This is a genomic window from Chitinophagales bacterium (assembly GCA_017303415.1).
Taxonomy (GTDB): domain Bacteria; phylum Bacteroidota; class Bacteroidia; order Chitinophagales; family Chitinophagaceae; genus SpSt-398.
In genome coordinates this window covers 1,781,490-1,808,387 of sequence record JAFLBJ010000001.1, presented here as the reverse complement: position 1 = coordinate 1,808,387, position 26,898 = coordinate 1,781,490, and the positions used below count along the sequence as shown (strand labels likewise).

General features: G+C 47.5%; 20 protein-coding genes. 8 read left to right on the top strand and 12 right to left on the bottom strand.

Annotated elements, in window-relative coordinates:
• Positions 1–102 precede the first annotated feature (102 nt).
• Positions 103–1,380, top strand: coding sequence for an amidohydrolase family protein (locus J0M30_07895; protein MBN8667411.1), 1,278 nt, complete (start codon positions 103–105; stop codon positions 1,378–1,380).
• 74 nt (positions 1,381–1,454) lie between these two features.
• Here the strand turns inward: J0M30_07895 and proC are convergent, their stop codons facing one another.
• From proC to purL, 3 genes are all read right to left on the bottom strand, one after another.
• On the bottom strand, positions 1,455–2,255 hold the full coding sequence (gene proC, locus J0M30_07890; protein ID MBN8667410.1) for a pyrroline-5-carboxylate reductase: 801 nt from the start codon (positions 2,253–2,255) through the stop codon (positions 1,455–1,457).
• 91 nt (positions 2,256–2,346) lie between these two features.
• Positions 2,347–3,327 carry an ADP-glyceromanno-heptose 6-epimerase gene (gene rfaD / locus J0M30_07885; protein MBN8667409.1) on the bottom strand — a complete coding sequence of 327 codons (981 nt, stop codon included), beginning with the start codon at positions 3,325–3,327 and terminating at the stop codon, positions 2,347–2,349.
• Positions 3,327–5,552 carry a phosphoribosylformylglycinamidine synthase subunit PurL gene (gene purL, locus J0M30_07880; GenBank protein ID MBN8667408.1) on the bottom strand — a complete coding sequence of 742 codons (2,226 nt, stop codon included), beginning with the start codon at positions 5,550–5,552 and terminating at the stop codon, positions 3,327–3,329. The genes rfaD and purL overlap by 1 nt, the downstream gene beginning before the upstream one ends.
• A 96-nt stretch (positions 5,553–5,648) precedes the next feature.
• On the opposite strand from purL, the gene J0M30_07875 reads away from it, so the two are divergent.
• From J0M30_07875 to J0M30_07865, 3 genes are all read left to right on the top strand, one after another.
• Entirely contained in the window at positions 5,649–6,920 is a 1,272-nt protein-coding gene (locus J0M30_07875; protein MBN8667407.1) for a hypothetical protein, read from the top strand.
• 176 nt (positions 6,921–7,096) lie between these two features.
• Positions 7,097–8,137: a glutamine synthetase beta-grasp domain-containing protein gene (locus J0M30_07870; GenBank protein ID MBN8667406.1), complete on the top strand. Its 1,041-nt coding sequence runs from the start codon at positions 7,097–7,099 to the stop codon at positions 8,135–8,137.
• A 164-nt stretch (positions 8,138–8,301) separates the two neighbouring features.
• The gene (locus J0M30_07865) at positions 8,302–10,491 is read left to right on the top strand and encodes a glutamine synthetase III (protein ID MBN8667405.1); all 2,190 of its coding nucleotides are present in this window, start codon (positions 8,302–8,304) and stop codon (positions 10,489–10,491) included.
• A 360-nt stretch (positions 10,492–10,851) separates the two neighbouring features.
• Here J0M30_07865 and accC read toward each other — a convergent pair whose 3' ends face one another.
• The 5 genes from accC to J0M30_07840 form a co-directional block, all read right to left on the bottom strand.
• On the bottom strand, positions 10,852–12,189 hold the full coding sequence (gene accC / locus J0M30_07860) for an acetyl-CoA carboxylase biotin carboxylase subunit (protein MBN8667404.1): 1,338 nt from the start codon (positions 12,187–12,189) through the stop codon (positions 10,852–10,854).
• Positions 12,190–12,229: 40 nt separating this feature from the next.
• Positions 12,230–12,709 carry an acetyl-CoA carboxylase biotin carboxyl carrier protein gene (gene accB / locus J0M30_07855; GenBank protein ID MBN8667403.1) on the bottom strand — a complete coding sequence of 160 codons (480 nt, stop codon included), beginning with the start codon at positions 12,707–12,709 and terminating at the stop codon, positions 12,230–12,232.
• A gap of 65 nt (positions 12,710–12,774) precedes the next feature.
• Positions 12,775–13,341, bottom strand: coding sequence for an elongation factor P (gene efp, locus J0M30_07850; GenBank protein MBN8667402.1), 567 nt, complete (start codon positions 13,339–13,341; stop codon positions 12,775–12,777).
• A gap of 226 nt (positions 13,342–13,567) precedes the next feature.
• Positions 13,568–15,115 carry a hypothetical protein gene (locus tag J0M30_07845; GenBank protein ID MBN8667401.1) on the bottom strand — a complete coding sequence of 516 codons (1,548 nt, stop codon included), beginning with the start codon at positions 15,113–15,115 and terminating at the stop codon, positions 13,568–13,570.
• A 15-nt stretch (positions 15,116–15,130) separates the two neighbouring features.
• A complete protein-coding gene (locus J0M30_07840; protein MBN8667400.1) occupies positions 15,131–15,490 on the bottom strand; it encodes a BlaI/MecI/CopY family transcriptional regulator in 360 nt (119 codons plus the stop codon).
• A gap of 224 nt (positions 15,491–15,714) precedes the next feature.
• Between J0M30_07840 and mdh the strand changes: the two genes are divergently transcribed.
• On the top strand, positions 15,715–16,644 hold the full coding sequence (mdh, locus tag J0M30_07835) for a malate dehydrogenase (protein ID MBN8667399.1): 930 nt from the start codon (positions 15,715–15,717) through the stop codon (positions 16,642–16,644).
• Between the two features lie 128 nt (positions 16,645–16,772).
• On the top strand, positions 16,773–18,671 hold the full coding sequence (locus J0M30_07830) for an ABC-F family ATP-binding cassette domain-containing protein (GenBank protein MBN8667398.1): 1,899 nt from the start codon (positions 16,773–16,775) through the stop codon (positions 18,669–18,671).
• Between the two features lie 458 nt (positions 18,672–19,129).
• Here the strand turns inward: J0M30_07830 and J0M30_07825 are convergent, their stop codons facing one another.
• From J0M30_07825 to J0M30_07810, 4 genes are read right to left on the bottom strand one after another with little or no spacing between them, the layout of a single operon-like run.
• Complete coding sequence (locus J0M30_07825) at positions 19,130–20,119, bottom strand: glycosyltransferase family 9 protein (GenBank protein ID MBN8667397.1); 990 nt, start codon at positions 20,117–20,119, stop codon at positions 19,130–19,132.
• 15 nt (positions 20,120–20,134) lie between these two features.
• On the bottom strand, positions 20,135–21,397 hold the full coding sequence (locus tag J0M30_07820; GenBank protein ID MBN8667396.1) for an MFS transporter: 1,263 nt from the start codon (positions 21,395–21,397) through the stop codon (positions 20,135–20,137).
• Between the two features lie 19 nt (positions 21,398–21,416).
• Entirely contained in the window at positions 21,417–22,148 is a 732-nt protein-coding gene (locus J0M30_07815; protein MBN8667395.1) for a VTT domain-containing protein, read from the bottom strand.
• A gap of 21 nt (positions 22,149–22,169) precedes the next feature.
• On the bottom strand, positions 22,170–23,558 hold the full coding sequence (locus tag J0M30_07810; protein ID MBN8667394.1) for a cation:dicarboxylase symporter family transporter: 1,389 nt from the start codon (positions 23,556–23,558) through the stop codon (positions 22,170–22,172).
• 154 nt (positions 23,559–23,712) lie between these two features.
• On the opposite strand from J0M30_07810, the gene J0M30_07805 reads away from it, so the two are divergent.
• Together J0M30_07805 and J0M30_07800 are read left to right on the top strand one after the other, a co-directional pair.
• Positions 23,713–25,194, top strand: coding sequence for an amino acid permease (locus tag J0M30_07805; protein MBN8667393.1), 1,482 nt, complete (start codon positions 23,713–23,715; stop codon positions 25,192–25,194).
• A 44-nt stretch (positions 25,195–25,238) separates the two neighbouring features.
• A complete protein-coding gene (locus J0M30_07800) occupies positions 25,239–26,861 on the top strand; it encodes an amino acid permease (GenBank protein ID MBN8667392.1) in 1,623 nt (540 codons plus the stop codon).
• Positions 26,862–26,898: the final 37 nt, after the last annotated feature.

Here is a 26,898-nt window from a genome sequence, read left to right as displayed (position 1 = left end):
TTATGTGCGAAAAAAAATGCTCACAGTCCAAAAGACTCGGGACATTGAATTCACAGAATTTGGGCAATCAAAAAATCAATATATTCGAACAAACTGAAAATCATGAGAAAGATTGCCCTTCTTTTACTGGGACTGGCCATTTCCATCCTTAGTTTTTCCCAAAAAACCTATATCTGGTGTGGAACCCTGATCGATGGGGTATCCGATGCACCTAAAAAGTCAATGACGATTATTGTAGAAGGGAATAAGATTCTGGCTGTAGAGAGCGGATATTCCAAACCCGGTGCCAATGATAAGAGCATTGACCTGAAGAACAGGACGGTGACACCGGGTTGGCTGGACATGCACGTGCATATGGAGCATGAGACCAATCCCGACCGGTATATTCAAACCTATACCTTCAACCCGGCCGATTATGCCTTTCAATCGGTCAGGTATTCGGAGATCACCTTAATGGCAGGATTTACTACTGTACGTGACCTGGGCGGAACCGGGGTCAATATTTCCCTGCGTAATGCAATCAACAAGGGTTGGATCAAGGGCCCAAGGATATATACGGCTGGAAAATCCATTGCCACCACCGGGGGGCATGCGGATCCGACCAATGGGTACCGAAAAGACCTTCAGGGTGACCCGGGACCAAAGGAAGGTGTGATCAATGGCGCAGAAGAAGCCCGCAAAGCAGTCCGCCAACGATACAAAGATGGTTCCGACCTGATCAAGATAACCGCCACCGGTGGGGTATTGAGCGTGGCCAAGAGCGGGAAAAATCCCCAGTTCTTTGAGGATGAACTGGAAGCCATTGTCCAAACAGCTAACGATTATGGATTCAAAGTAGCTGTACACGCCCACGGCGCAGAAGGCATGAAAAGGGCCATACGCGCCGGAGTTCACTCCATCGAACACGGTACATTCATGGATGATGAAGCGATCCAATTGTTTTTAAAACATGGAACCTGGTATGTCCCCACCATCACGGCTGGTAAAGCGGTGGGTGATTCCGCTAAAATTCCAGGGTATTATCCGGCTATTGTTGTCCCCAAGGCGCTGGAAACCGGTCCTCAAATTCAAAAGACCTTTGCCAAGGCTTATAAAGCCGGTGTCAAGATCGCCTTTGGTACCGACGCGGGGGTTTATCAGCATGGCCAGAACTGGCGGGAATTCGGTTACATGATCGAAGCAGGCATGAGCCCGATGGATGCGATCAAATCAGCTACGATCAATGCGGCCGATCTGCTGGGCGAAAAAGATAAATTGGGAAGTATTGAAGCTGGTAAACTTGCCGATATCGTGGCCATGGATGGCGATCCGTTAAAAGACAGCGGTGCGTTTGGGAAAGTGGTGTTTGTGATGAAGGATGGGGTGGTATATAAAAATTAGAAATCAGGAACAGAGAAATAAGAAAGTTAAGTAGGGTCACTTATTTCTCTGTTCCTGATTTATTTTTCAACTCCTCAATCCTTTAATATCTTATTATAACTCGCCAACACCCCCCGGATCAAAGAAGAACTGAACCCCTGGTGTTCCATCTCGTTCAGTCCGGCAATGGTACACCCTTTGGGTGTGGTGACCTTGTCGATCTCCTGTTCGGGGTGTGAGCCTTTGGTCAGAAGCAGGTCGGCCGCTCCTTTGATGGTTTGCGCGGCAATCAGCGTAGCCGTTTTGGCATCAAAACCGATTTCGATACCACCCTGAATATTGGCGCGGATATATCGCATGGCAAAGGCGGTACCACAGGCGCCGAGTACTGTAGCCGCATCCATTAATTTTTCATCGATCAATGTGGTACGACCCAATACATCAAACAATCCCTGGATATATTCAATTTGTTTGTCGGTAGCATGCGCATGGGCCAAACAGGTCATGCTTTGTTGAATGGCGATCGCGGTATTGGGCATGGCCCGGATAACAGGCACAGGTTTACCGATCTCCTTTTGCAGTTGCTCGATCCATACACCGGTGATGACGGAAACTAAAATATGTTTCTTGGGATCAAGCACTGTTTTGATCTCCTTTACGATCGCCGCATAATTATAGGGCTTGACCGCCAGAATGATCACCTCCCCTTCTTTCACCGCTTTTTTATTATCACTATGCACCTTGCATCCCTGATCGGCAAACCGCTTTAGCAGGCCTGTTGTCCGGCGGGTAATGGTAATATCGCCGGCTTTGCTAAAACCGCTTTGGAGTAATCCTTCAGCGATGGATGCGCCGAGGTTTCCGCCGCCGATGATGGTTATTTTTTTTGAAGCCATGGTGGTGTTTAGCATTTAAAAGTGTTAACCGTGAGACGTGAATCGTGAGTCGTGAGTGAGGACTCACGTTTCACGTCTCACGCCTCACCTCTCAATAATACTTGTGCTCAACCAAAAACCCCTTCACATACGTCTCCACCCCTTCTTCCAATGAATAAAATTCATCGCGGTATCCCACTTTTCTCAATTTGTTCATATCCGCTTCGGTGAAGTACTGGTATTTATCCCGGATGTCTTCGGGGGTATCGATGAACTCGATGACAGGTTCTTTATCCAGGGCGGTGAAGATCGCGGTCACAAGGTCTTTGAAGGTGCGTGCCTGGCCTGTACCCAGGTTGTATATGCCCGATGGCGGCATTTCCTGCATCAACCAGTAGCAGATATCCACGACATCCTTTACATATACAAAATCGCGTAGTTGCTCACCGTCCTTGAAATCGGGGTGATGAGAACGGAAGAGCTTTACTTTTCCGGTTTGATGTATCTGGTTATAGGCATGAAAGATCACGGATGCCATGCGGCCTTTATGGTATTCATTGGGACCATAAACATTAAAGAATTTCAGGCCGGCCCAAAAAGGCGGCTCTTCTTTTTGCTTCAGGACCCATTTATCAAACTCATTTTTGGAAACACCATATGGATTGAGCGGGTGTAATTTCTCCACGATCCCATGGTCATCTTTATAACCCAATTCCCCATTGCCATACGTAGCGGCAGAAGAGGCATATACCAGGGGAATATTTTTTCGTACACAATAATGCCAGATCTCCTGTGAATAGGCCACATTGAGCTCCTGGTGGATGGCATAATTAAATTCGGTGGTATCGGTACGGGCACCCAGGTGAAAAACAAAATCAATGCGCATCTGGTAATGATCCAGCCAGTTGAAAAGTTCCTTTCTCTCTACCCGGGCACAGATCTTCTTATCCTCGTAGTTAGGCCGCTTTTCGCCATCGCTGAATTCATCCACGATGATGATGTTCTGGTAGCCCTTCCGGTTGAGGTAGCCTACCATGCAACTGCCAATGAACCCGGCAGCGCCTGTAACAATTATGACTGAATTTCTGTCCATCACGATAAAGCCGAACTGGCTTCTTCTTTCATTAAGTAATTTTCAATCGATGTATCATACCACCGCTTCCATTGAGTGATGGGTTTCCATTCCTGCTGATCAATGATCACTTCGCCAGAGGTTACCACACCTAATTTCTCAAACACCAATCCATCCAGTTCTTTTTCCAGATTCGCTGCCTGATCCGGAGAAACGGTGACTACCACTCTGCTCTGTCCTTCGCCAAACAGCCAGGCATCTTTGCGGATACCTTGTTTGGAGCGAACGGAAAAGCCAAGTTCCCGGTTAAAACCCGCTTCACATAAAGTTATGAATAATCCGCCTTCGCTGACATCATGTACAGAGAGGACACGCTTATCGCGAATGAGCGCAGCGAGTTTTTGCTGCAAGGCAAATTCTTCTTCCAGGTCAAAATACGGTGCAGGAGAATATTCCACCTCACGGATACGCGAAAGATATTGTGACGAATTGATATCATCAGTGGATCGTCCGATCAGGTAGATGATATCCCCTTCATTTTTGAAATCAAGGGTCATCATTTGCTCCATATCTTCCAGCAGGCCCACCATGCCAATTGTTGGTGTGGGGAATACAGGACCATCGGGGTTTTGATTGTAAAAACTCACGTTCCCTCCGGTGACAGGGGTATTGAATTTGATACAGGCTGCACCCATGCCTTTGATGGCCTGTACAAACTGGTAATAAACTTCGGGGTCATATGGATTGCCAAAGTTGAGGCAGTTGGTCACACCCAGAGGCTCACCTCCGCTACAAACGATATTACGGGCGGCTTCACTCACGGCGATCATGGCTCCTTTGTAAGGATCAGCATATACATACCGGCTATTGCAATCCGTCGTAACAGCCAAACCTTTTCGGGTACCCTTGACCGATACTATCGGCGCGTCCGTTGGTGCGTTGGTAGAAGCATTGGCCGTACCCACCATGCTGTCATATTGATCATACACCCAATGCTTGGAGGCAATACTGGGGAGTTGAATTATTTTTTCCGCGGTCAGTTCCATTTCCGCGGGAACGGGAATGGTGGTGGGATCAAAGGCTTTAATTTTCTCCAGATAAGCAGGCTCTTTATAGGAGCGTTCATATTGAGGTGCACCTCCACCCAATACGAGTTCATGCGCGGGAATGGAAGCTTCCAATTCTCCATGCATATAAAAATTCAGGATGCCATCACTGGTAACTTCACCTATTACGGAACAAGGGAGATCCCATTTTTCAAAAACCCGCATCACTTCCTGCTCACGGCCTTTCTGGGCCACCAGCAACATCCTTTCCTGGCTTTCACTCAGCAACAATTCCCAGGTCTTCATATTCTTTTGACGGGTAGGAACTTTATCCAGATCGATCCGCATACCTACTTCGCCTTTTGCACTCATTTCGGCGGTGGAGCAAATGATCCCGGCGGCACCCATATCCTGCATGCCCACTACGGCCCCGGTTTGAATTACCTCCAGACAGGCTTCGAGTAATTTCTTTTCCTGGAAAGGGTCACCCACCTGAACAGCAGGTAGTTCTTCCGCACTTTCCGCGGTGATATCGGCTGAGGCAAAGGAAGCACCGCCAATTCCATCTTTTCCGGTTGCACTGCCTACAAACATGACCGGGTTACCGATCCCTTCCGCGGTAGCGGAAACAGTTTCACCGGCTTTTACAATTCCCACACTCATCGCATTCACGAGTGGGTTGGTATGATAACAGGGATCAAAATAAATTTCACCACCCACAGTTGGTACACCAAAACAGTTTCCATAATGCCCGATGCCATGAACAACACCGGCCAGCAGGTGCTGGGTCTTATCCGCTTCCAGGTTACCAAAGCGCAGGGAGTTAAGCGAAGCAATGGGACGGGCACCCATCGTAAAAATATCCCGATGTATACCACCTACTCCGGTGGCCGCTCCCTGAAAGGGTTCAATGGCCGAAGGGTGGTTATGTGATTCGATCTTGAAGACCACACCCAACCCATCACCAATATCCATCAGGCCGGCATTCTCTTCACCGGCTTTCACCAGCATTCTTCCCCCTTCACGTGGAAGGGTCTTTAGCCAACGAATCGAATTTTTGTAGCTGCAATGTTCACTCCACATGCCGGAGAAGGCACAGAGTTCATTGAAGTTGGGGGTGCGTCCAAGTTTTTGCTGAATGAGTTCAAATTCTTCGGGGGTGATCCGCAGTTGCTCCGCGGTCTTTACAGTTACTTCCATAGTGTTTTGTGAAAGGGCAAAACTACAAACTGAGCGGGAGGAAAAGGGAGAAACTTTTCAACTTTTTAAGCTATTTTGCGAGAATAACTAGTGGGTTTGGATTATTTTCTCTTCATAGGTTACCTTTTTCTCTTTTCCTGGCTGCTGACCCGTATCGGGTTGTTCCGGCATTCGGGATTGAACAATGCCCAACTCATTATCCTTTTTCTGCTCAAGGTCATTGCCGGTATTTTCTATGGCTGGGTAGGTATCTATTATGGCTACTTTGCCTATATGTATGATACCTGGGGGCTGCACAATACCAGTGTGGATGAACTGCAATTACTCTATGACAATCCCCGGGAATACCTCACCAACTTATTTTATAGTGGATATGAAGGCGGGTATGGTGGCTTTTTTGCTTCCAGCGATTCGTATTGGAATGACCTGAAGGCAAATATATTTATCAAACTCCTTTCCATTTTTAACCTGTTTAGTTTTGGCAACTATTATATCAATGTCATTTTCTATTCTTTTTTAACCATGATCGGACCGGTCATGGTGTACCGGGTTATGTCAGATGTTTTTCCGGGGAAAAAATGGGCAGTATTGATCGGTGTATTTCTGATCCCTTCCTTCCTGTATTGGAGCAGCGGTATTCATAAGGACGGGCTAACCTTTACTGCCATTGGCCTGGTGGCCTACCATTTTTATTTTGGCTTAAAACAGGGCCGGTTCAGTTTTGGGCGCATCCTTTATTTATCGCTGGGGCTCCTGATACTGTTGGCCATGCGGAATTATATCCTCATGCTGTTGATTCCCGGACTAACAGCCTGGTATCTGTCCCATCGATTGAATAAGAAAACCGGACGGGTGTTTTTGATCGTGTATGGATTGTCCATTTTCCTGTTTTTTACACTCCCTCTGGTGAGTGATTCACTGGATTTTCCCGCTGCCGTTGCCAATAAACAGGCAGCGTTTATGCGACTGGAAGGTGGATCGGGATTAAAGGTTGAAAAATTGGACCCAAGTCTGCAAGGCTTTATTCGCAATACTCCCCAGGCCCTGGTGAACAGCCTGATGCGACCGTTTCCGGCGGATATAAAACATATGCTCTCCATGGGTGTAATGCTCGAAAATATATTTGTGCTTGCGCTTATAGTATTGCTTTTGTTTTGCCGCGATAAAACCACTTCCCTTAACCGCCCATTTATCTGGTTCTGTTATTTCTTCGGCTTTACCCTGCTCCTTACCATCGGGTACACGGTCAATTTCCAGGGCGCAATCGTCCGTTACCGAAGCATCCTCCTTCCCCTGGCCATTACTCCATTATTAGCCGGAATTGATTGGATAAGGCTAAAAAAGGCGATAAATATAAATATTAAATAATTTTACAATATTTATATTTTCGTAGAAATACGACGATTTTTAGCCTTCCAAGCGTTTGTTTTTCTCATTTATCCACAAATAATTCATTTTTCAGGTTCTCTGGTTTATGAAATTGCCATTATTGTTTAGATTTGTCGTTACAAGCACACATTTTTTAAATTTTAATGTAAATAGTTATGGCAGTTGCAAAACTCGAGTACATCTGGCTGGATGGATACAAGCCCACCCAAAGTCTGAGAAGTAAAACAAAGATCGAAAAGAACTTTAGCGGCAAACTGGAAGATTGCCCCATGTGGTCCTTTGATGGTTCTTCTACTGAACAGGCTCCAGGCGGGTCTTCCGACTGTCTGCTGAAACCTGTATTTATGGTACCTGACCCTCAGCGTCGCGATGGTTACCTGGTGATGTGTGAAGTATTGAATCCGGATGGCAGCGCCCATGCGTCGAATGGTCGCGCTACGATCGCGGATGATGACAATGATTTCTGGTTTGGATTTGAGCAGGAATATTTCCTCTGGAATCCGGAAACACATAAACCCCTGGGCTTCCCCGAAGGTGGTTATCCCCGTCCCCAGGGCCCTTATTATTGTTCCGTTGGCGCCAACAATGCGTATGGCCGTCACATTGTAGAAGAGCACCTGGATGCTTGTATTGATGCCGGATTGAATGTGGAAGGTATCAATGCGGAAGTAGCCACTGGTCAGTGGGAATTCCAGATCTTCTCCAAAGGAGCCAAAGAAGCGGGTGACCAGATCTGGGTGGCTCGTTATATGCTGGAGCGTATCGGGGAAAAATATGGTGTTTCTATCAACTGGCATTGCAAACCGCTGGGTGACCTGGATTGGAACGGTAGTGGTATGCACGCCAACTTCTCCAATGAACTCCTGCGTACCTGTGGCAGCAAGGAAATCTATGAGCGTGTGTGTGAGTCATTCCGCCCTGTAGTAAAAGAACATATCGAAGTATACGGTGCCGACAACCACCTGCGTTTGACCGGTAAGCATGAAACTGCCTCCATCCATGATTTCTCGTATGGTATTTCCGACCGTGGAGCATCCATCCGGATCCCCATTGGTACGGTAGAAAGAGGCTGGAAAGGCTGGTTGGAAGACCGCCGTCCCAACAGCGCCGCCGATCCTTACAAAGTAGCCGCCCGGATCATCAAAACCGTAAAGGAAGCCGAGGTGAGTATTCAGAAAAAGATGGAAGTCGCTTAGTATTGGGTCCGAGGTCCGGAGTCCGAAGTCAAACCTCCGACTTCCGACTTCGGACTCCGGACTTCTGACGATTAATACAATATGATTCGAAAAGGGTAAGTGCATAACTTACCCTTTTTATTTTCCTGTGAATCCTATATTTACCGAAACTAAAAAACGCGTCTATGTCACTTCGTTTTAATGCCATCAATAACCTCACCACAGAGGTAGATGTAAAGGTGGCCGGGTCGAAAAAGATAACTGCCATTTTCGGCTCCAATGTATTTACCGCCAAAGTAGCCCGCGAATATTTGAGTGATGAAGCCTACAAAAGCCTGATGTCCTCCATAAAGGCCGGTCAAAAGATCGACCGGGCGATGGCCAATCAGATCGCCAATGGGATCAAGGCCTGGGCAGAGAGCAAAGGCGTGACACACTATACCCACTGGTTTCAACCGCTGACCGGAACCACCGCCGAAAAACATGATTCCTTTTTTACCTTAAAAGGAGACGGCACAGCCATTGAACAATTTGACGGCGACGCGCTGATCCAACAGGAACCTGATGCATCTTCCTTCCCGTCGGGTGGGTTAAGAGCTACCTTCGAGGCCCGCGGATATACTGCCTGGGATCCCTCCTCCCCTGCTTTTATCATTGAGATCGGGCAGGGTGCCACACTTTGTATCCCCACCATCTTTGTTTCCTATACCGGCGAATCGCTGGACTATAAAGCGCCATTGCTGAAAGCACTGGATGCCCTGAACAAAGCCGCTCTTGACGTATGCCATTATTTTGATAAAAACGTTACCCATGTTCAGGCTACCCTGGGTTGGGAACAGGAATATTTTGTGATCGATGAGGCGATGTTCAATGCACGTCCCGATCTGGTACTTTGTGGCCGCGCTGTTTATGGACATAGTTCCGCCAAGGGCCAGCAATTGGAAGACCATTATTTTGGTTCCATTCCCGAGCGTGTATATGCTTATATGCGCGACTATGAGGAAGAGGCTTATAAACTGGGTATTCCCCTGCGTACAAGGCATAATGAAGTGGCACCTGCCCAGTTTGAATGTGCCCCTATCTACGAAGAGTGTAATCTGGCCGTAGACCATAATACATTGTTGATGGACATCATGGCCCGGGTAGCCAAACGCCACAAGTTGCGTGTGTTGCTCCATGAAAAACCCTTTGCGGCTATCAATGGCTCCGGTAAACACAATAACTGGAGCATGAGTACGGATACAGGCATCAACCTGCTGGCTCCGGGTAAAACACCGAAGACCAACCTGATGTTCCTTACCTTTTTTGTCAATACCATCAAGGCCGTACATGATTATGCCGATATCCTGCGGGCCTCGATCGCTTCGGCGGGAAATGATCACCGTCTCGGTGCCAACGAAGCACCCCCTGCCATCATATCCGTCTTTATTGGTGACTACCTGAGCAAGGTATTACAGGAAGTAAAAGAACGTGTGACTGATAAAATGGACGAGACCGATGAGAGTATGCTCAAGATCGATATTCACAAGAGCATTCCTGAGTTGCTGATGGACAATACAGACCGGAACCGCACTTCACCCTTTGCCTTTACCGGAAACAAATTTGAGTTCAGAGCTGTGGGATCTTCTGCCAACTGTGGCAACCCGATGACCGTATTGAATACGATCATGGCCCAAACCCTTCGTCAGTTCAAGGAAGATGTGGATTCACATATTGAGAAAGGGGAAAAGAAAGAGATCGCCATCATGCATGTGATCCGGGAATATATCGTGGCCAGTGAGAAAGTGCTTTTTGAAGGAGATGGATATAGTCAGGAATGGGAAAAAGAAGCTGAGCGTCGTGGCCTCGCGAATGTAAAGACCACTCCGCTGGCACTGGATGCCATGCTGACCGAAAAAGCCAAACACCTTTTTGAAATCAACGGCATCTATACACATGCAGAGTTGGAAGCACGTCATGAGATCGAACTGGAAAAATACATTAAGCGGGTACAGATCGAAGGACGTATCATGGGCGAACTGGCCACCAGTCATATATTGCCCCCGGCCATTCGCTATCAAACAAGACTGGCTCAGAATATCCAGAGTCTGCAGTCGCTGGGCATGCCGGAGTCGGCCTACGCCAATCAAAAACAGATCCTGGAAAAATTATCCGAGCACATCAATAAAACATCCGACCTCGTAGAAAAAATGATCGAGGCGCGCAAAATCTGCAATGCCATGACCGAAACAAGGACCATGGCCATCAGTTATCAAAGCCAGGTCAAAGACGCCTTCTTCGACCAGATCAGATACCATGTAGATAAACTGGAATTGCTGGTGGACGACCGGGAGTGGTATTTGCCGAAGTATAGGGAGATACTCTTTTTGAGGTAGATTTTGGTGGTGGGATGACGGAGGACGGATGACAGATGTCTGATGGCAGATGACTGATGACAGATGTTAGATGTTGGATGTTGGATGTTGGGGGGCGGAGGTTTGCCGTGCGCGATTTGCTGTGCGAGACCTCTGGTCTCGCACGATTGTCTTGTCGCCTCTGGCGACTCGAAATTGATTATTTTTCTGGATTTAGAATAGATTGTTTTTTTGTCGCCAGAGGCGACGGGAGAAACGTGCGAGACCAGAGGTCTCGCACAGCAAACCTCCGCCATTCGCCTTCCAACATCCGACATCCAACATCCAACAACCATCATCTGTCATCCGTCATCAGTCATCTGTCATCCGTCCTCCTCTCTCTCACATCATCTTAAACCCATCCAAAAACTTGGTATTAAAATCACCGCTGCGGAAGCGTTCATCCTTCATTAGTTGAAGATGGAAGGGGATCGTGGTTTTGATGCCTTCGATCACGTATTCGCTCAGGGCGCGGTACATGGTATCAATGGCTTCTTCGCGGGTGCGCGCCACGGTAATGAGTTTGCCGATCATGGAATCATAGTAAGGGGGAATGACATACCCTGCATAGGCATGACTATCTACCCGTACTCCATGTCCGCCGGGTGTATGTAAAGTTGTGATGCGTCCGGGTGAAGGCCTGAAATCATTGTAAGGATCTTCGGCATTGATCCGGCACTCGATCGAGTGCATCTGTGGGATATAATCATCGCCGGATATCCGTTCACCCTGGGCGATCTTGATCTGTTCTTTGATCAGGTCGAAGTTGATCACTTCTTCAGTTACGCAATGTTCTACCTGGATACGCGTGTTCATTTCCATGAAATAGAAATTCCGGTGTTTATCTACCAGAAATTCGATGGTACCCACGCTTTCATAATTGATGGCAGAGGCGGCTTTCTTGGCTGCTTCCCCCATTTTCATCCGCAGTTCATCGGTCATAAACGGCGAAGGGGATTCCTCTACCAGTTTTTGGTGACGGCGCTGAATGGAACAATCCCGCTCACTGAGGTGGCAGACATTTCCATATTGGTCACCGGCCACTTGTATTTCGATATGTCGGGGTTCTTCCACGAATTTCTCCATGTAGATCCCGTCATTTTTAAACGCGGCTGCTGCTTCGGCTTTGGCTGTATCGTAAGCCCTTTCGATCTCGCTTTCTTCCCATACGATACGCATCCCTTTACCACCCCCACCGGCTGTAGCTTTGAGGATAACGGGATAACCCATATCGCGGGCCAGGCCTTTAGCTTCTTCCACACTTTGCAATAATCCTTCGCCACCGGGTACAACGGGTACGCCCGCTTTGATCATGGTTTCTTTGGCCGTGATCTTATCGCCCATCGCGTTGATCATCTCCGGTGTGGGGCCAATGAATTTGATATGGTGGTCATTACATATCTTGGCGAATTTGGCGTTTTCCGCAAGAAATCCATAACCCGGGTGGATACCATCCGCATTGGTTATCTCGGCGGCTGCCATGATATGAGGAATATTGAGGTAAGAGTCACTGCTCTGGGGTTTGCCGATACAAACTGCTTCATCGGCAAATTTCACATGCAGGCTGTCACGGTCGGCTGTTGAATAGACCGCTACCGTTTTGATGCCCATTTCGCGACAGGTCCGTATGACCCGGAGGGCGATCTCACCCCTGTTCGCTATCAATATCTTTTTAAACATGAAGACGATTTGGTGATTGGAAGATTGGACAGGATCCTGATCAATTGGGTTCCACCAGGAAGAGTGGTTGATCGTATTCCACAGGAGAAGCATCATCCACCAGGATCTTCACCACTTTACCCGATACTTCGCTTTCGATCTCGTTAAAGAGTTTCATGGCTTCAATGATGCAAACCACTTTGCCTTCGGAAACATCATCTCCCACTTCTACGAAGTTGACCTTATCAGGGCCAGGACGACGGTAGAAAGTACCGATCATCGGGCTTTTGATGGTGATGAGGTTTCCTGCCGGAGCGGCCGGTGCGGCCGGAGAAGAAGCAGCCGGTGCAGCAGCTGATGCAGCCGCAGGAGCGGGTGCAGGGGCAGCCGCCATGGCAACGGGTTGTGCCGAAACCACCTGGGTTACATGGTCTTCCTTTTGTTTGATGGTGATCCGGAAATCCTTCTGCTCAACGGTCAACTCTCCAATATTGGATTTATTGATCATCTTGATCAACTCCTGAATTTGTTTGAAATCCATGTTTTTCAATTTATAGTTGATTTAAGGTGAGAAATCCGCGTATTACGCAGGAGTCCGAATTTAAATTATTCTTTTACCCTTTCCACATATTCACCGGTCTTGGTATTTACCCGGATCAATTCCCCTTCGTTGACAAACAGCGGAACGTTCACGGTAGCGCCGGTTTCCACGGTAGCGGGTTTCAGGGTGCGGGTGGCTGTATCGCCCTTTAATCCAGGTTCGGTGTACGTAACCTGAAGAACGATCTTGTCAGGTAGCTCCACACTCATGGGAAGTTCGGTCTCGGTATTGACCAACATCGACACTTCCTGTCCATCTTTCAGGAACTGGGGAGCATCCACCATATTTTCCTGAACAGCCAGTTGTTCAAAGGTAGCTGTATCCATGAAATTATACCCTGTATCGTCTTTATACAGGTATTGAAAAGGCTTTCTTTCCACCCGTACCGGGAAGATATTTTCCCCACTGTTCCAGGTCTGTTCGATGGTTCGGTTATTATCCACCCCTTTCAGCTTGGCCCACACTTTAGCGGCCGCCCGGGCTGTCTTGTTCTGTCCAAATTCCACCACCGAATACAGGCTGCCATCGATCTTGATGATCATGCCCCGGCTGATGTCTGCAGTAGTTGCCATAACGTTTTCATTTTGAGGCCAGTTCTGGGCTGGCCGGTAATGCTAAGGGTGCAAATATAAGGAAGGCGGGAAAATTGGAAAGGATAAAAAATAACGTGAGTTTCGTGAGGCGTGGGGCGGGAGACGGGAGACGTGAGGCGTGAGGCGTGAATGGTGAATAGTGAATAGTGAGTATTCACCATTCACCATTCACTATTCACTATTCACCATTCACCATTCACATCCTTTATTCTTTCTTCTTCATCTTTATCTCAATCGCTCCATTCTTGGCTTTTTCGCCATATTTGGTAGTGGCGGATTCGCCTTTGAGTATATTGATCGATTCGATATCTGTAGCCTTTACAGATTCTTTGACCCATTTGCTTTCAACAATTTCGCCATTCACAATATAGATTGGAGCCTCTGCTCCATCCATTAGTGTAATCCATTCGCCTTGCTTTTTATCTTCCACCACTCCTTTCTTCGTTGGATAACCCACAACCACCACTTCTTTAACGCCTATTACTCCGTCCTGTTTAACGATGGCTTTTTGCAGCAAAGGTTTCCCTTCCACCACGATTGGTTCCGGGCTGGCGGGAGGAGCAGGGGGTGCAGGAGGTAATTCCCCGTACTTGGCTATATGTTCTTTTTCGTTGGCATTCCATTCGGTGAGCGCAATGGCCTTTAGAATTTTGTTGCTGTTGTTTTTGATGATCACCACACACTCACCCTGGTTGTCGGCAATGCTCAACAGATAACCCTTGTCATTGATCTTTTTAGTGGCTGGAATTGTATCCGGAAGTGCCGGAGCATTCTTTGGAGCACGGGGAGCAATCCGGTCAGCAGGAGCAGGGGCTGGCAACAGATCGGGTGATGGTGCCGGCGTAGCCGGGCTAATTACATCTGCGGAAGGCGCCACCTGAGCCAACGCCTTTTCACTGCGGAAGGTAATGAGTAACAGGGCTGCCAACGGCAGGGCAACCAGAAATTTGAGTAAATGGACCTTATGGGTCCGGATCTTGTTCATCATGGCTATACGTGTTTTGAGTGAAGAAAAATTAAATCCCGGGGCCATGCGATAGGCATGCTGCCCCATTACTTTGAGTAGCAGGTATTGGTATTGTTTACGATCGACACCACTATCTGTCACATGCTGATCAGCGATGAACTCCAGATTTTGGCAAATGGCTTTGCGCAATAACCAGGCAAACGGATTATACCAATTCAGGATACAGATCCATTCGGCCCATAACATATCCATCGTATGGTTTTGCCGCACATGGACAAACTCGTGTCGTATGATTTCTTTTAATTCCGCTTCATCATGCCGGCCCGGGTTCAGATAGATCGAATTTCCAAAAGAGAAGGGTATGATGGGTTTGTCCACCTGATAAAGTTTTGTGCCTTCACCCTCGATCAGTACGGCCTGTTTCCTTAACCGTTGAAAGGACAAGAGCTGTATCAGAAATCGAATGGCCAGTACCGCAATACCAAGACCTACTACCCAAATGAAAATACTTATCGGCTCGATACCCTTGTCGGCCACCAACGTGGTGGATGGTATTTTGGTAACCGACGGAATCCATTGCACCAATGTCACCCCCTCCCACTCTTTCTTTTCAAGTACCGGAGCGATATTGATCAGCGGAAGTAAAAAAGCCAATAGCGAATAGATCAACAGGTACCATCGGTTCCAGGTATAAAAGGTCATTCGCCGCAATACCCATTGGTAAAAGAGATAAACCGCCCCCAGACTGATCCCGGATTTTAACAGGTATAATATCAGATCGTGCATATACAGGTTCTTGGTTTATGAATTTTTTTCGATCAACCGGACGATCTCCTTCAACTCATCCGCAGATAATTTCTTTTGCTCCACAAAGAAGTTGACCAACTCCTTGTACGAATTTTCGAAATAATCACGCACCACGGTACTCATGAACCGCTTTTTGTACTCCGCTTCGCTCACCGCCGGCTTGTAGATATAGGCATTGCCGATCAACCGGCTTTGCAAAAACCCCTTTCGCTCGAGATTCTTTACGGTGGAAGCCAGCGTGGTATAAGGTGGCTTCTCCCCTTCTATATTGTCCAGAAAGGCCTTTACATTCCCCTCACCTGTACGCCAAACCGCTAACATGGCCTCTTCTTCCTGTGGTGATAATTTTTCCATTTTCTACGAAGTTTTCGTAAAGCTACGAAATTTTCGTAATCGACAAAATTTATTTTACTCCCGGCTAAAAGCTAACAGCTACCAGCTAATAGCTATTAGCTTTTAGCTGTTAGCCCTCCTGACCGAAGTCATCCCCAAGTTTCCATAATCTCCTTTAGGATTCTTGTTTTCCCTCCTATCTTTGCCCCGCTAAAATTTCTATTCTCAACTATAAATTTTTTTCCATGAAAGTGACTGTTGTAGGTGCGGGAGCCGTAGGTGCCACCTGTGCCGATAATATTGCCCGTAAGGAGTTATGCCATGAACTGGTTTTATTGGATATCAAGGAAGGTGTTGCCGAAGGAAAGGCGCAGGATATGATGCAGACCGCTACCTTGCTCGGATTCGATACCCGGATCACTGGTTCAACGAACGACTATACCAAAACCGCCGGTAGTGATGTGGTGGTGATCACCTCCGGTTTGCCCCGCAAACCAGGTATGACCCGTGAAGAACTGATCGGTGTAAATGCCGGTATCGTTAAAGGAGTTTGCGAAAACATTCTGAAACACTCCCCCAATGCGATCATTATTGTGATCAGCAATCCCATGGATACGATGACCTATCTGGCCCTGCAATCCACTGGTCTTCCCAAAAACCGGATCATTGGTATGGGTGGTACCCTGGACAGCAGCCGTTTCAAATATCAATTGAGCCAACACCTGGGTTGCAGCCCGGCTGACCTGAATGCCGTGGTCGTTGGTGGTCACGGTGATACCACCATGATCCCCCTGATCCGCCTCGCTACCTGGAACAGTGTACCGGTTACCAAATTCCTGTCCAAAGAACAACAGGACAAAATCGTCGCCGATACCATGGTGGGTGGAGCTACGCTTACCAAACTCATTGGCACTTCGGCCTGGTATGCACCGGGTGCAGCCGGAGCGGCACTGGTGGAATCCATACTCCGCGATGAGAAAAAATTATTTACCTGCTGCGTAAGCCTTGACGGAGAATATGGTCAAAAAGATATCTGTCTGGGAGTACCTGTTACCATTGGACGCAATGGCTGGGAAAAAATTGTTGACTTTGGCTTGAACGAAGAAGAACAAGCCGCTTTCAATAAGAGTGCCGAGGCCGTGCGGAGTATGAATGAAGTACTGAAGACCTTGTAATCTTTAAAATAGAGAGAGCTAATAGCTATTAGCACCTGGCTTTTAGCTATTAGCTCTTTTTCTTTTTTAAAAGCCATAGAAATAAAGAAAATCAATCATCATAACCCTTCCATCCCTAAACCCAGGTCATGCACTTTCTCACTGTCGAAAATCTCTCCAAATCATACGGTGTTCAACCTCTTTTCCAGGGGGTGACCTTTCATATCGAGGAAGGAGATAAGATCGCACTGGTGGCCAAAAATGGTTTTGGGAAATCAACCCTGTTGAAAATTCTGGCAGGTAAGGAAACAGCAGATGAAGGCACGTTATGGGTCAACAAGGAAGTGACGGTTGCTTTTTTTGAACAGGAGCCCTCCTTTATCGAATCCAAATCCATATTGGAGAATATCTTTCACCATGAACACCCGGTGATACGGGCCATTGCCAATTACGAAGCAGCCTGTGACCGCGACGACCCCATTGCAGTAGGAGAAGCCATCGTACGCATGGATGAACTGGGGGCCTGGGATTTTGACGCCCGTGTTAAACAGATCCTTGGTAAGCTGAATATCCATCACCTCGAACAAACGGTAAACACCCTGAGCGGGGGCCAACGTAAACGTGTGGCACTGGCGCGTACGCTTATTGATATTGGTTTTGAACCCAAACATGTCCTGCTGATCATGGACGAACCGACCAACCACCTGGATGTTTCCATGGTGGAATGGCTGGAGAACTATCTCAACCAGGAAAGTGTGACCCTTTTGCTGGTTACCCACGACCGTTACTTTCTGGATGCTGTATGTGAAGAGGTATGGGACCTTGACCGCACGGGGCTGCATGTGTACAAAGGTGATTATGAAAATTACCTGGAAAAAAAGGCCGCCCGACAGGAAAGTGATGCCGCCACCATTGACAAGGCAAGAAATACCTACCGCAAGGAGTTGGAGTGGATGCGCAAACAACCCCGCGCCCGGACCACCAAATCAAAAAGCCGTCAGGATAATTTTTATAAGATCGAGTCGGTAGCCAAGCAGAAAATGGAAGAACAGCAGCTTGACCTGCAAATGAAAATGAACCGGCTCGGGGGTAAGGTATTGGAATTAAAAAAGGTCAACAAACAATATGGGCCACAGATCATCTTAAAAGGTTTTGATTACACCTTTAAAAAAGGAGAACGGATCGGTGTCGTGGGAAAGAATGGCGTGGGAAAATCCACTTTTATCAATATGCTCCTGGGACTTGAGGCGGCCGATAGTGGTAAGATCAATGTAGGTGACACGGTGGTGTTTGGTCATTATTCTCAACAAGGACTCGATACCAAAGACGATGTCCGTGTGATTGAATTTGTAAAAAACATTGCAGAGAATTTTCCATTGGCCAATGGGGGTACCCTGAGTGCGGCCCAATTCCTCCAACTGTTCTTATTTGAACCCGACAAGCAATACACTTTTATAAAAAGTTTAAGTGGTGGGGAGAAAAGAAGGCTTCACCTGCTCTCTATACTTTTCCGAAACCCCAATTTTCTGGTTTTGGATGAACCAACAAACGACCTCGATCTTCCTACTTTAAGTGTATTGGAGAATTTCCTCGCTGAATATCCCGGTTGTTTATTGATCGTATCACATGACCGGTATTTTATGGACCGTTTGGTGGACCATCTTTTTGTTTTTGAAGGAGATGGTGTGGTCCGCGATTTTCCCGGTAACTATTCGCAGTATAGGTTGGCGGAAAAAGAGCAGGAGAACAAACCAGTTGAAAATATCCCCTTATCCAAAGAAACCAAATCGGAGGCTTTATCCACTCCGAACAACGCTGACACATCCAAAAAACAACGCAAAGGGTTCAAGGAAAAAAGAGAGTTTGAATCATTGACCAAAGAAATAGCGGCCCTGGGTCTGGAGAAGGAAACCATCACCCAACAACTCAATGACGGGAACCTGCCATTTGACCAATTGAGCAAGCTATCGGCCCGTATAGGTGAAATTGCCCTTTTACTCGATGAAAAGGAGCTCAGGTGGCTGGAATTGAGTGAGTTAGAAGATTGATTGGGTGTTGTCAAAAAATCTGCTACTTTTGTGTCACGATCCAACCCTCTCTGTAAACTACCAACGACTTATTGATCCCCACTTACACTGATTTGATCCGGTACTACCTCTGAAAGCCGAGTAATCCGTTTATTTAACTCAAAATCTTTAGTGTATGAAAAAGATCAACTCCGCTTTGCAGAATCCTAATGTACAGGGTGGACTTATCTTAACTCTGTTATTCGTAGGTGTTGTGGTCGCTTTCGTGCTGTCAATCGGCAAGTAAGACCCGCTAACTACCAAGCTTTTTTCAATAACCTGCTACCAGGACAGGCTCTGTTTTCCCAAACGGAGCCTTTTTAGTTTCTCGCAGCGAACGCCAAGATATAAGCGGACGCAGCGGCAGTCCTATTTTCGAGCATAGTGAGTTCGTAGCGCTCGCTCAATTCTTTGCGACCGCTGCGAGAAACCTAAAAAAACTACTTTATAAATGAAAGCACCTGCTGTGTCAGCAGTGGAATGGAGATCTGGTTCATACACTTGAAGTGCCCTTTTGGACATTTATCATATCCAATTTTGCTACAGGGCCGGCACCATAGCCCTTTGATTTCTACCTGTGCATTATTCACCTGGCTGTTGCCGTAATAGGGATACATGCCAAAGGCGGGTACAGTATTACCCCAGAGTGAAATGATAGGTCGCTTATAGGCTGCAGCAATATGCATAAGCCCTGTATCGTGTGTAACAATGAGCTTGGCCCGACGAACCAGGTCGGCACTTTCATTCAGGCTGAATTTACCACAGGCATTGTATATCTTGATAGGATCCACGGTTGCAATTGCCCGTCCTGCCTCCGCATCTTCTTTTCCTCCTAACAGGATAATGGGATGGGGAATAGAGCCGGCTAATTCCTTCCATTTATCCACGGGCATTTTTTTGGTGGCATGCGCCGCGCCCAGTACAAATCCCAGGTAACCGGCGTGGTGGGAAACCGGTATATCCTCATTCACGATATGTTCCTCTTCGGGTATAAAATAGTCAAGCCCTCTCCCATCGTTTACCACATTCCATTCCTTTATTGTTTCCATGTATCGGTCAACGATATGGACTGCCGGCATCCGGTTCCATTTAAAATTGACATACATGAACTTTTGGATATTCAGCTTATTAAACGCCACAGATCTTACCCCCAGTTCTTTCTTTACCCGCAGGGTACGCAGGTTATGGTGAAGATCGATCACGGCGTCATACTTCTCTTCTTTCAGCTCATGGATCATCAATTCCCAGCTATGAGCCAATACATGTACTTTATCCAGATAGGGATTGGCCTTCAGGATCGGAAGGAAAGCCTCTTTGGTCAGGAAATGTACTTCAGCATCGGGCACTTGTTGTTTCAATGCGCGAATGACCGGCGTGGTCAATACAATATCGCCGATGGAGGAAAAACGTATGATGAGAAATTTGGGCACTATAAATTAAGTGAGCTAAGGTAACATTTCCTCCGGTTCCACATAGTTGAGGTCTTTATGAAATGTTTCTTCGGTAAACCAGGCTGCCACCAGGGTGATAGCCATGACCAATACCCCGGTAACAATACCACTCTGAATGATATCCCAACCCCAGCTTTTTTGTAATACGTTCAGGAAAAGAAGATTGATCAATGGCAGCGCTCCCCTGACCATATTTGGAATGGTGGTAGCAGCCGTGGCACGCAGGTTGGTACCAAACTGTTCAGCCCCCATCGTAACAAAGATGGCCCAGAAACCCGTGCTGAAACCAAGCGCTGCACAGGCCAGGTACATGGTGGTGTCATTTTTTATAAACCCGCTAAAGAAAAAGATACCGGAAAGAATGGTAAACCCATAGAAAAGATAAAGGGCTTTCTTGCGACTTTTAAAATACTGGCTGACCAGTCCAATCAGGATATCGCCCACGGCAATTGCTGCATAGGCAAACATGATGGACTTACCGGATTGAATGGCATTTCCTTCATAAAAAGCACCCGCAAAACGGTTGCTGTAATTGACGAGGATACCGATGACATACCAGGTGGGCAGGCCGATCAGGATCGCGAGGATATATTTCTTAAACCGTTTGGCATCATTAAAGAACATCAGGATATTTCCCCGTGAAACGGCTTTTTCTTTTAGCTGTTTGAACATACCACTCTCAGCCACGCTGATACGTAACAGAAGCAGCATGATCCCCAATCCTCCCCCGATCTTGTAACAAAGTCTCCAATCATAACCGGTGAATTCAAATGTATAATAGGCAAATACGGCCCCGAATAATCCGATACCAGCTACCAGTGAGGTACCAATTCCTCGTTTGTTTTTTGGCAATAGTTCACTCACCAGCGTGATTCCGGCGCCCAATTCACCAGCCAGACCGATACCGGCTGCAAAGCGCGCATAGGCATACTGGTCAGTATTCACGACAAAACCGGTGATGAAGTTGGCGACAGAATAAAGAATGATGGAACCAAATAAAACAGAAAGCCTTCCCCGTTTATCGCCCATGATCCCCCATACGATACCGCCAATGAGCAGGCCTACCATTTGCCAGTTCAGTATTTTGGTGCTGGCTGCCAGTACAGCCTTGCCATCGGCTAAATTCACCCCTAATCCTTGCAGACTGGGTTCGCGAACGATGGTAAAAAGAAGAAGATCGTAAATGTCTACAAAATACCCAAGGGCCGCCACTAAGACGGCCAGGTTGAAAACGGAAGTCTTTTGGTTATTATCCATGCAGGCAAGCAGATTTTCGTTAGACCTTGGCCGGAGGCTCTTTGGGTGCCTTTGCTTTGGATGTGATCAATTTGATGATCACAGGTGCCGTTGTCACCACTACGATTCCGATGACAATGATCTCCAGGTGTTCTTTTAAATCAAAGCCAAATTGCTCTTTCACCCATTTCTGAAGAAAGTAGCCCGAGAAGATCATACTGAATACCCAGGCGATGGAGCCAATTATATTGAAGAACATGAACTTGGCCTTGTTCATATCCACGATACCGGCCACAATGGGGGCGAATGTGCGGATAAAGGGTAAAAAGCGCGCGCCGATCACTGCCAGTCCACCATGTTTTTCATAAAAATCATGTGCTTCATGGAGGTATTTCTTTTTAAAGAAGAACCGGTCACGCCAATGGTACATGGCGGGGCCAACCTTTCTTCCTGTCCAGTAACCAACGATATTACCCAGGATACCACAAACGGATATGAGGGCCACAAGCACCAACAGGTCGAGCCATTGGTTTTGCACATTACCCAAACCCACGAGTTTTAAAAATTGATGTGCCAGACCCGGTTCGCCGTTATCGAATTTATGGGCAAACATACCGGCCACAAAAAGCAGGGAATCACCGGGGAGGAAGAATCCTACAAAGAGTCCTGTTTCAGCAAATACAATAAACAACAAGAGCCAAAGCCCGCCATTCTCGATATAAAATTGAGGTTGTAAAAGCTGGGTCCAGTGAAACGCGTCAAGAAGGAACATTTAACTTAGTTATTATTTTCATTAAATCGCATCGGCCATCCGTTCATTGAAGGCATGTGCCTTTTCATCATCAAACTCTCCCTCCCAACGGGCCACCACACAACTAGCCAGGCAATTACCAACTACATTTACCGAGGTACGTGCCATATCCATCAATTCATCAATACCAAAAATAGCAGCAATCGGCCAGAGCGGAAGATTAAATTGATCCGCTGTAGCGATCAGGATGACAAGGGAAGCCCTTGGCACAGCCGCTACCCCCTTGCTGGTCAGCATAAGGATCAGTCCCATGGTGATCTGTTCCCCTATTGTAAGCGGTATATTGGCGGCCTGCGCCACAAATACCGCGGCCAGGGACAGATACAAGGTAGTGCCATCCAGGTTAAAGGTATAGCCCGTAGGTATAACAAAGGAGACGATCTTTCGGGGTACCCCAAATTTCTCCATGTTCTCGATGGCTTTTGGCAGGGCTGAATCGGAGCTCGTTGTAGCAAATGCAATGGACACCGGCTCGCGGATGGCTTGCAGGAATTTTCGTACGGGTACCTTTACAAACAAGGCGATAGGCAGTAGCACGCCAAATATGAAAACAAGGAGTGCAATATAAAGTGTTATTACCAGCCAGGCCAGGTTCTTAAGCACCCCGATACCCAGGTGGCCCACCGTTACCGCCATGGCTGCACCAATTCCGATTGGCGCGAAATACATGATGATGTTGGTGAACTTGAACATGGTTTCCGAAAGGCTTTCACAGGCCCGTATCATGGGTCTTTTCTTGTCTTCGGGAAGCATGGCCAACCCAATGGCAAAGATGACCGAGAATACTACGATCTGTAGGACCTTACCATCATAAATGGCCTTTATAAAATTGGAGGGGAAAATATCAACAATGTGTTCATCCCAGGTCAGGGCTTTTGTCTCTGGTAATTTCTCCAGTACATCGGGTTGAATGATACCTACACCGGCTTGGGAGGTATTGATCGCAATAAGTCCGATCACCAGGGCCACCGTTGTCACAACTTCAAAGTACAGCAGTGACTTCCATCCCAACCGGCCAACCTGTTTGAGGTTGGAATGACCGGCGATACCCACTACCAGGGTAGAAAAGAGAAGCGGAGCCACAATGGTTTTAACCAGGTTCAGAAATATCTGCCGAAGGAATTTCAGGTCCTGGGAAAAATCGCGTTGTTCATATCCAATGAGTATACCCAAAACCATTGAGGTCAGGATCCAGGCGGTCAATGACTTTTTGAACCAGGAGTAAATTCCCAGTGAAATGACAAACAGCCACCTGGAAACGGTCAGCAATATCGGGGGCAGGCTAGCAGAAGTGTTCCAGTCGATAACATGAAGGATCGCCATGATCGTGAACAGACCTAAGGCGAGGAAAGAGGAGGTTCTTAAATTCATGTCGATGGTTTGCGTAAAGTTTCAAAACTAATGGTTTATGTCCAATTTTGAAACAGTTTCTGCCCTGGCCACACCAGTCAAATTCTTTTGAGCACATTAGCGAGAAATCTGTATTTTCCCAAAAGTTTTACAGAAACTTAATTTTATACAGGTTATGGCCGAACACGCATCTTCATTTAAACAATCCCTGGGGTTGACCGATGCCACGATGATCGTGGCCGGGTCGATGATCGGGTCGGGTATCTTTATCGTCAGTACGGATATCACCCGGTATGTGGGAAGTGCAGGCTGGTTGGTTGCCGTCTGGTTGATCACCGGGTTCATGACCATTACGGCCGCGGTGAGTTATGGCGAATTAAGCGGGATGTATCCCAAGGCCGGTGGACAGTATGTGTATTTAAAGGAGGCCTATAATCCGCTGGCGGGTTTCCTGTATGGCTGGAGCTTTTTTGCGGTTATTCAAACCGCTACCATTGCGGCGGTTGGCGTGGCATTTGCCCGTTATTCTGCCTACCTGATTCCAGGGCTTGGAGAGAATAATATTCTCTGGGGTATTGAAAAGGGACTAGATGGTGCCGGTGTCATGCAATACAGTTTCAAGATCAGTGCCGCACAGGTATTGGCCATTGCGCTGATCATCTTTCTTACCTATACCAATTCAAAAGGGATCAAGGGAGGGAAGATCATTCAAAACACGTTTACCACCACCAAACTGATCTCGCTGTTTGGATTGATCGCCCTGGGTTTCATTTTTGCCAAAGAAAATTTTTGGTCACAAAACTGGGAGACCGGATTTCAGGCTACTCAACTGGAGCGTAATGATGCCGGAGGATTCGTGATCGGAGGCAGTTGGGGGGCGATCAGCGGAACGGCCCTGATCGGCGCCATTGCCGCAGCGATGGTGGGGTCGATCTTTAGCAGTGATGCCTGGAACAATGTGACGTTCATAGCCGGAGAAATAAAGAACCCCAAAAAGAATATCGGGTTAAGCCTTTTTCTGGGTACCATGATCGTAACGGTCATCTACGTCTTGGCCAACCTGATGTATTTATATGTATTGCCGCTCAATGGTCCCGACAGCATTGCCTATCCCGAAGGGGAGCGGGTGGCGGTTGCGGCCTCCAATGCCATATTTGGGCCTGCAGGCTCAGCCATCATTGCAGTGATGATCATGATCTCCACCTTTGGTTGTAACAACGGATTGGTACTGGCCGGTTCACGGGTTTATTATACCATGGCCAATGACGGCCTGTTCTTTAAAAAGACCGGAGAACTGAACAAGCACGCCGTACCTGAATGGGCCATGTGGGCCCAATGCATCGTGGCCAGTGTGCTTTGTCTGAGCGGGGGGTACAATGATCTGTTGGATATGATCTCTTTTGTCGTAGTCTTGTTTTATGCGCTTACTATTGCCGGGATCTTTATCCTTCGTAAAAAGAGACCGGATATCGAACGGCCTTATAAAGCATTTGCTTACCCCGTTTTGCCTGCCATCTATATCATTATGGCCCTGACCTTCTGCATTTTCCTGGTGCTGATGAAGCCCGATTTTGCTTTGAAGGGACTGGGCATTGTATTGTTGGGTATACCTCTGTATTACATGGCTGTTTCCCGTAAAAAAAACCATTCAAATTAGGCCCGGATGCCTATCTTCACGAACCTAAAAATAAATAAACAACGATGAGTTTATTCCGCACAAAACCGCTTGACCAGATCCTGGCCCAGGCGGCTGACAATGAAAAAGGCCTGAAAAGGACCCTCGGTGCCGGTAACCTGGTTGCCCTTGGGATCGGAGCCATTATTGGCGCCGGATTGTTTGTTCGTACTGCTGCCGCTTCCGCCGAAGCCGCCGGACCTGCCGTTACCCTTTCATTTGTAGTGGCAGCGATAGGTTGCGCCTTTGCCGGACTTTGCTATGCGGAATTTGCCGCTATGATCCCCATTGCGGGAAGCGCCTATGCCTATTCCTATGTAACCATGGGAGAATTGATCGCCTGGATCATTGGTTGGGCCCTGATCATGGAATATGCCCTGGGTGCCGCTACCGTTTCCATTGCCTGGAGCGAATACCTGAATAATCTGCTTGGGGGGAGTATACCGTATGAATGGAGCCACTCCCCTTTTGAAACCCTGCACAAAGTAAGCGGGGATGCAGTTGCACAGATAACAACCGCCATGCCTGATCTTGCAAAGAGTGTGAAAAACGGAGTCCTTGTATTGACCGATACGCAGTTTGCGGCCCTGCCGGCAAGCCTGTCAGGACTCGTGGCCACCTCCCATGGTATCATGAATGCACCGGCGCTGATCATCCTCTTGTTGCTGACCCTGCTGCTGATCAAAGGAACCCAGGAAAGCGCGATGGTCAATACCATCATTGTATTTATCAAAGTCGCGATCGTCATCCTCTTTATCTTCCTGGGCTGGAAATTTATCAACCCGGATAACCATACCCCCTATATGATTCCTGAAGGAGTAGCCGGACATGAAGGTGTCTTCAAGCATGGCTGGGGAGGTGTACTGGGTGGAGCGGCCATTGTGTTCTTTGCCTTTATCGGCTTTGACGCAGTGTCAACCGCCGCACAGGAAGCCAAGAACCCCAAACGGGATATGCCGATCGGTATTCTTGGTTCGCTGGTGGTATGTACCATTCTTTATATCCTTTTCGGTCACGTACTGACCGGTGTAGCCAATTATACTGAATTTAAAGCGGCTGGTAAGGAGGCTTCCGTAGCCTATGCCATTGAAACCTATATGACAGGTTATGGCTGGCTGGCCACCGCGGTGACGATAGCCATCCTGGCGGGTTTCTCCTCTGTTATTCTCGTGATGTTGATGGGCCAAAGCCGTATCTTCTATACCATGAGCAATGACGGATTAATCCCCAAAGCTTTTGGAGAATTGCACCCCAAATTCAAAACCCCGTACAAGGCCAACTGGATCCTGTTTGTTTTTGTTGGCTTATTCGCGGCCTTTGTACCTGGTTCTGTAGCCGGTGACCTTACCTCCTTTGGTACTCTCTTTGCGTTTGTACTGGTTAGTGCCGGGGTTTGGATCATGCGTAAAAAAGCGCCCCATATCGAAAGGCCTTTCCGCACCCCAGCGGTACCAATCGTATCCACCCTTGGTGTACTGGTTTGCTCGTTCATGATCATCGCCCTCGACCAGCAAACACTGACGGTAGCGTTTATCTGGATGCTGCTCGGTCTTGTGATCTATTTCCTGTACAGCAAAAAACGCAGTAAACTCCTGATACCACCGTCGGATATGCTGCCGAAGGCGTCGGATTTTGAGGCGAAACCGTAGGAGGGAGAGACGTGAGACGTGAGTTTCGTGAGACGTG

Bases quoted from the DNA above. Each gene is read 5' to 3' on its own strand.
- proC (MBN8667410.1), bottom strand. From the start codon at position 2,255: ATGGCTTCAAAAAAAATAACCATCATCGGCGGCGGAAACCTCGGCGCA.
- J0M30_07895 (MBN8667411.1), top strand. From the start codon at position 103: ATGAGAAAGATTGCCCTTCTTTTACTGGGACTGGCCATTTCCATCCTT.
- J0M30_07805 (MBN8667393.1), top strand. From the start codon at position 23,713: ATGGCCGAACACGCATCTTCATTTAAACAATCCCTGGGGTTGACCGAT.
- J0M30_07845 (MBN8667401.1), bottom strand. From the start codon at position 15,115: ATGCACGATCTGATATTATACCTGTTAAAATCCGGGATCAGTCTGGGG.
- J0M30_07870 (MBN8667406.1), top strand. From the start codon at position 7,097: ATGGCAGTTGCAAAACTCGAGTACATCTGGCTGGATGGATACAAGCCC.
- J0M30_07830 (MBN8667398.1), top strand. From the start codon at position 16,773: ATGCACTTTCTCACTGTCGAAAATCTCTCCAAATCATACGGTGTTCAA.
- accC (MBN8667404.1), bottom strand. From the start codon at position 12,189: ATGTTTAAAAAGATATTGATAGCGAACAGGGGTGAGATCGCCCTCCGG.
- J0M30_07865 (MBN8667405.1), top strand. From the start codon at position 8,302: ATGTCACTTCGTTTTAATGCCATCAATAACCTCACCACAGAGGTAGAT.
- accB (MBN8667403.1), bottom strand. From the start codon at position 12,709: ATGGATTTCAAACAAATTCAGGAGTTGATCAAGATGATCAATAAATCC.
- efp (MBN8667402.1), bottom strand. From the start codon at position 13,341: ATGGCAACTACTGCAGACATCAGCCGGGGCATGATCATCAAGATCGAT.
- J0M30_07820 (MBN8667396.1), bottom strand. From the start codon at position 21,397: ATGGATAATAACCAAAAGACTTCCGTTTTCAACCTGGCCGTCTTAGTG.
- J0M30_07800 (MBN8667392.1), top strand. From the start codon at position 25,239: ATGAGTTTATTCCGCACAAAACCGCTTGACCAGATCCTGGCCCAGGCG.
- J0M30_07815 (MBN8667395.1), bottom strand. From the start codon at position 22,148: ATGTTCCTTCTTGACGCGTTTCACTGGACCCAGCTTTTACAACCTCAA.
- rfaD (MBN8667409.1), bottom strand. From the start codon at position 3,327: ATGGACAGAAATTCAGTCATAATTGTTACAGGCGCTGCCGGGTTCATT.
- J0M30_07840 (MBN8667400.1), bottom strand. From the start codon at position 15,490: ATGGAAAAATTATCACCACAGGAAGAAGAGGCCATGTTAGCGGTTTGG.
- purL (MBN8667408.1), bottom strand. From the start codon at position 5,552: ATGGAAGTAACTGTAAAGACCGCGGAGCAACTGCGGATCACCCCCGAA.
- mdh (MBN8667399.1), top strand. From the start codon at position 15,715: ATGAAAGTGACTGTTGTAGGTGCGGGAGCCGTAGGTGCCACCTGTGCC.
- J0M30_07810 (MBN8667394.1), bottom strand. From the start codon at position 23,558: ATGAATTTAAGAACCTCCTCTTTCCTCGCCTTAGGTCTGTTCACGATC.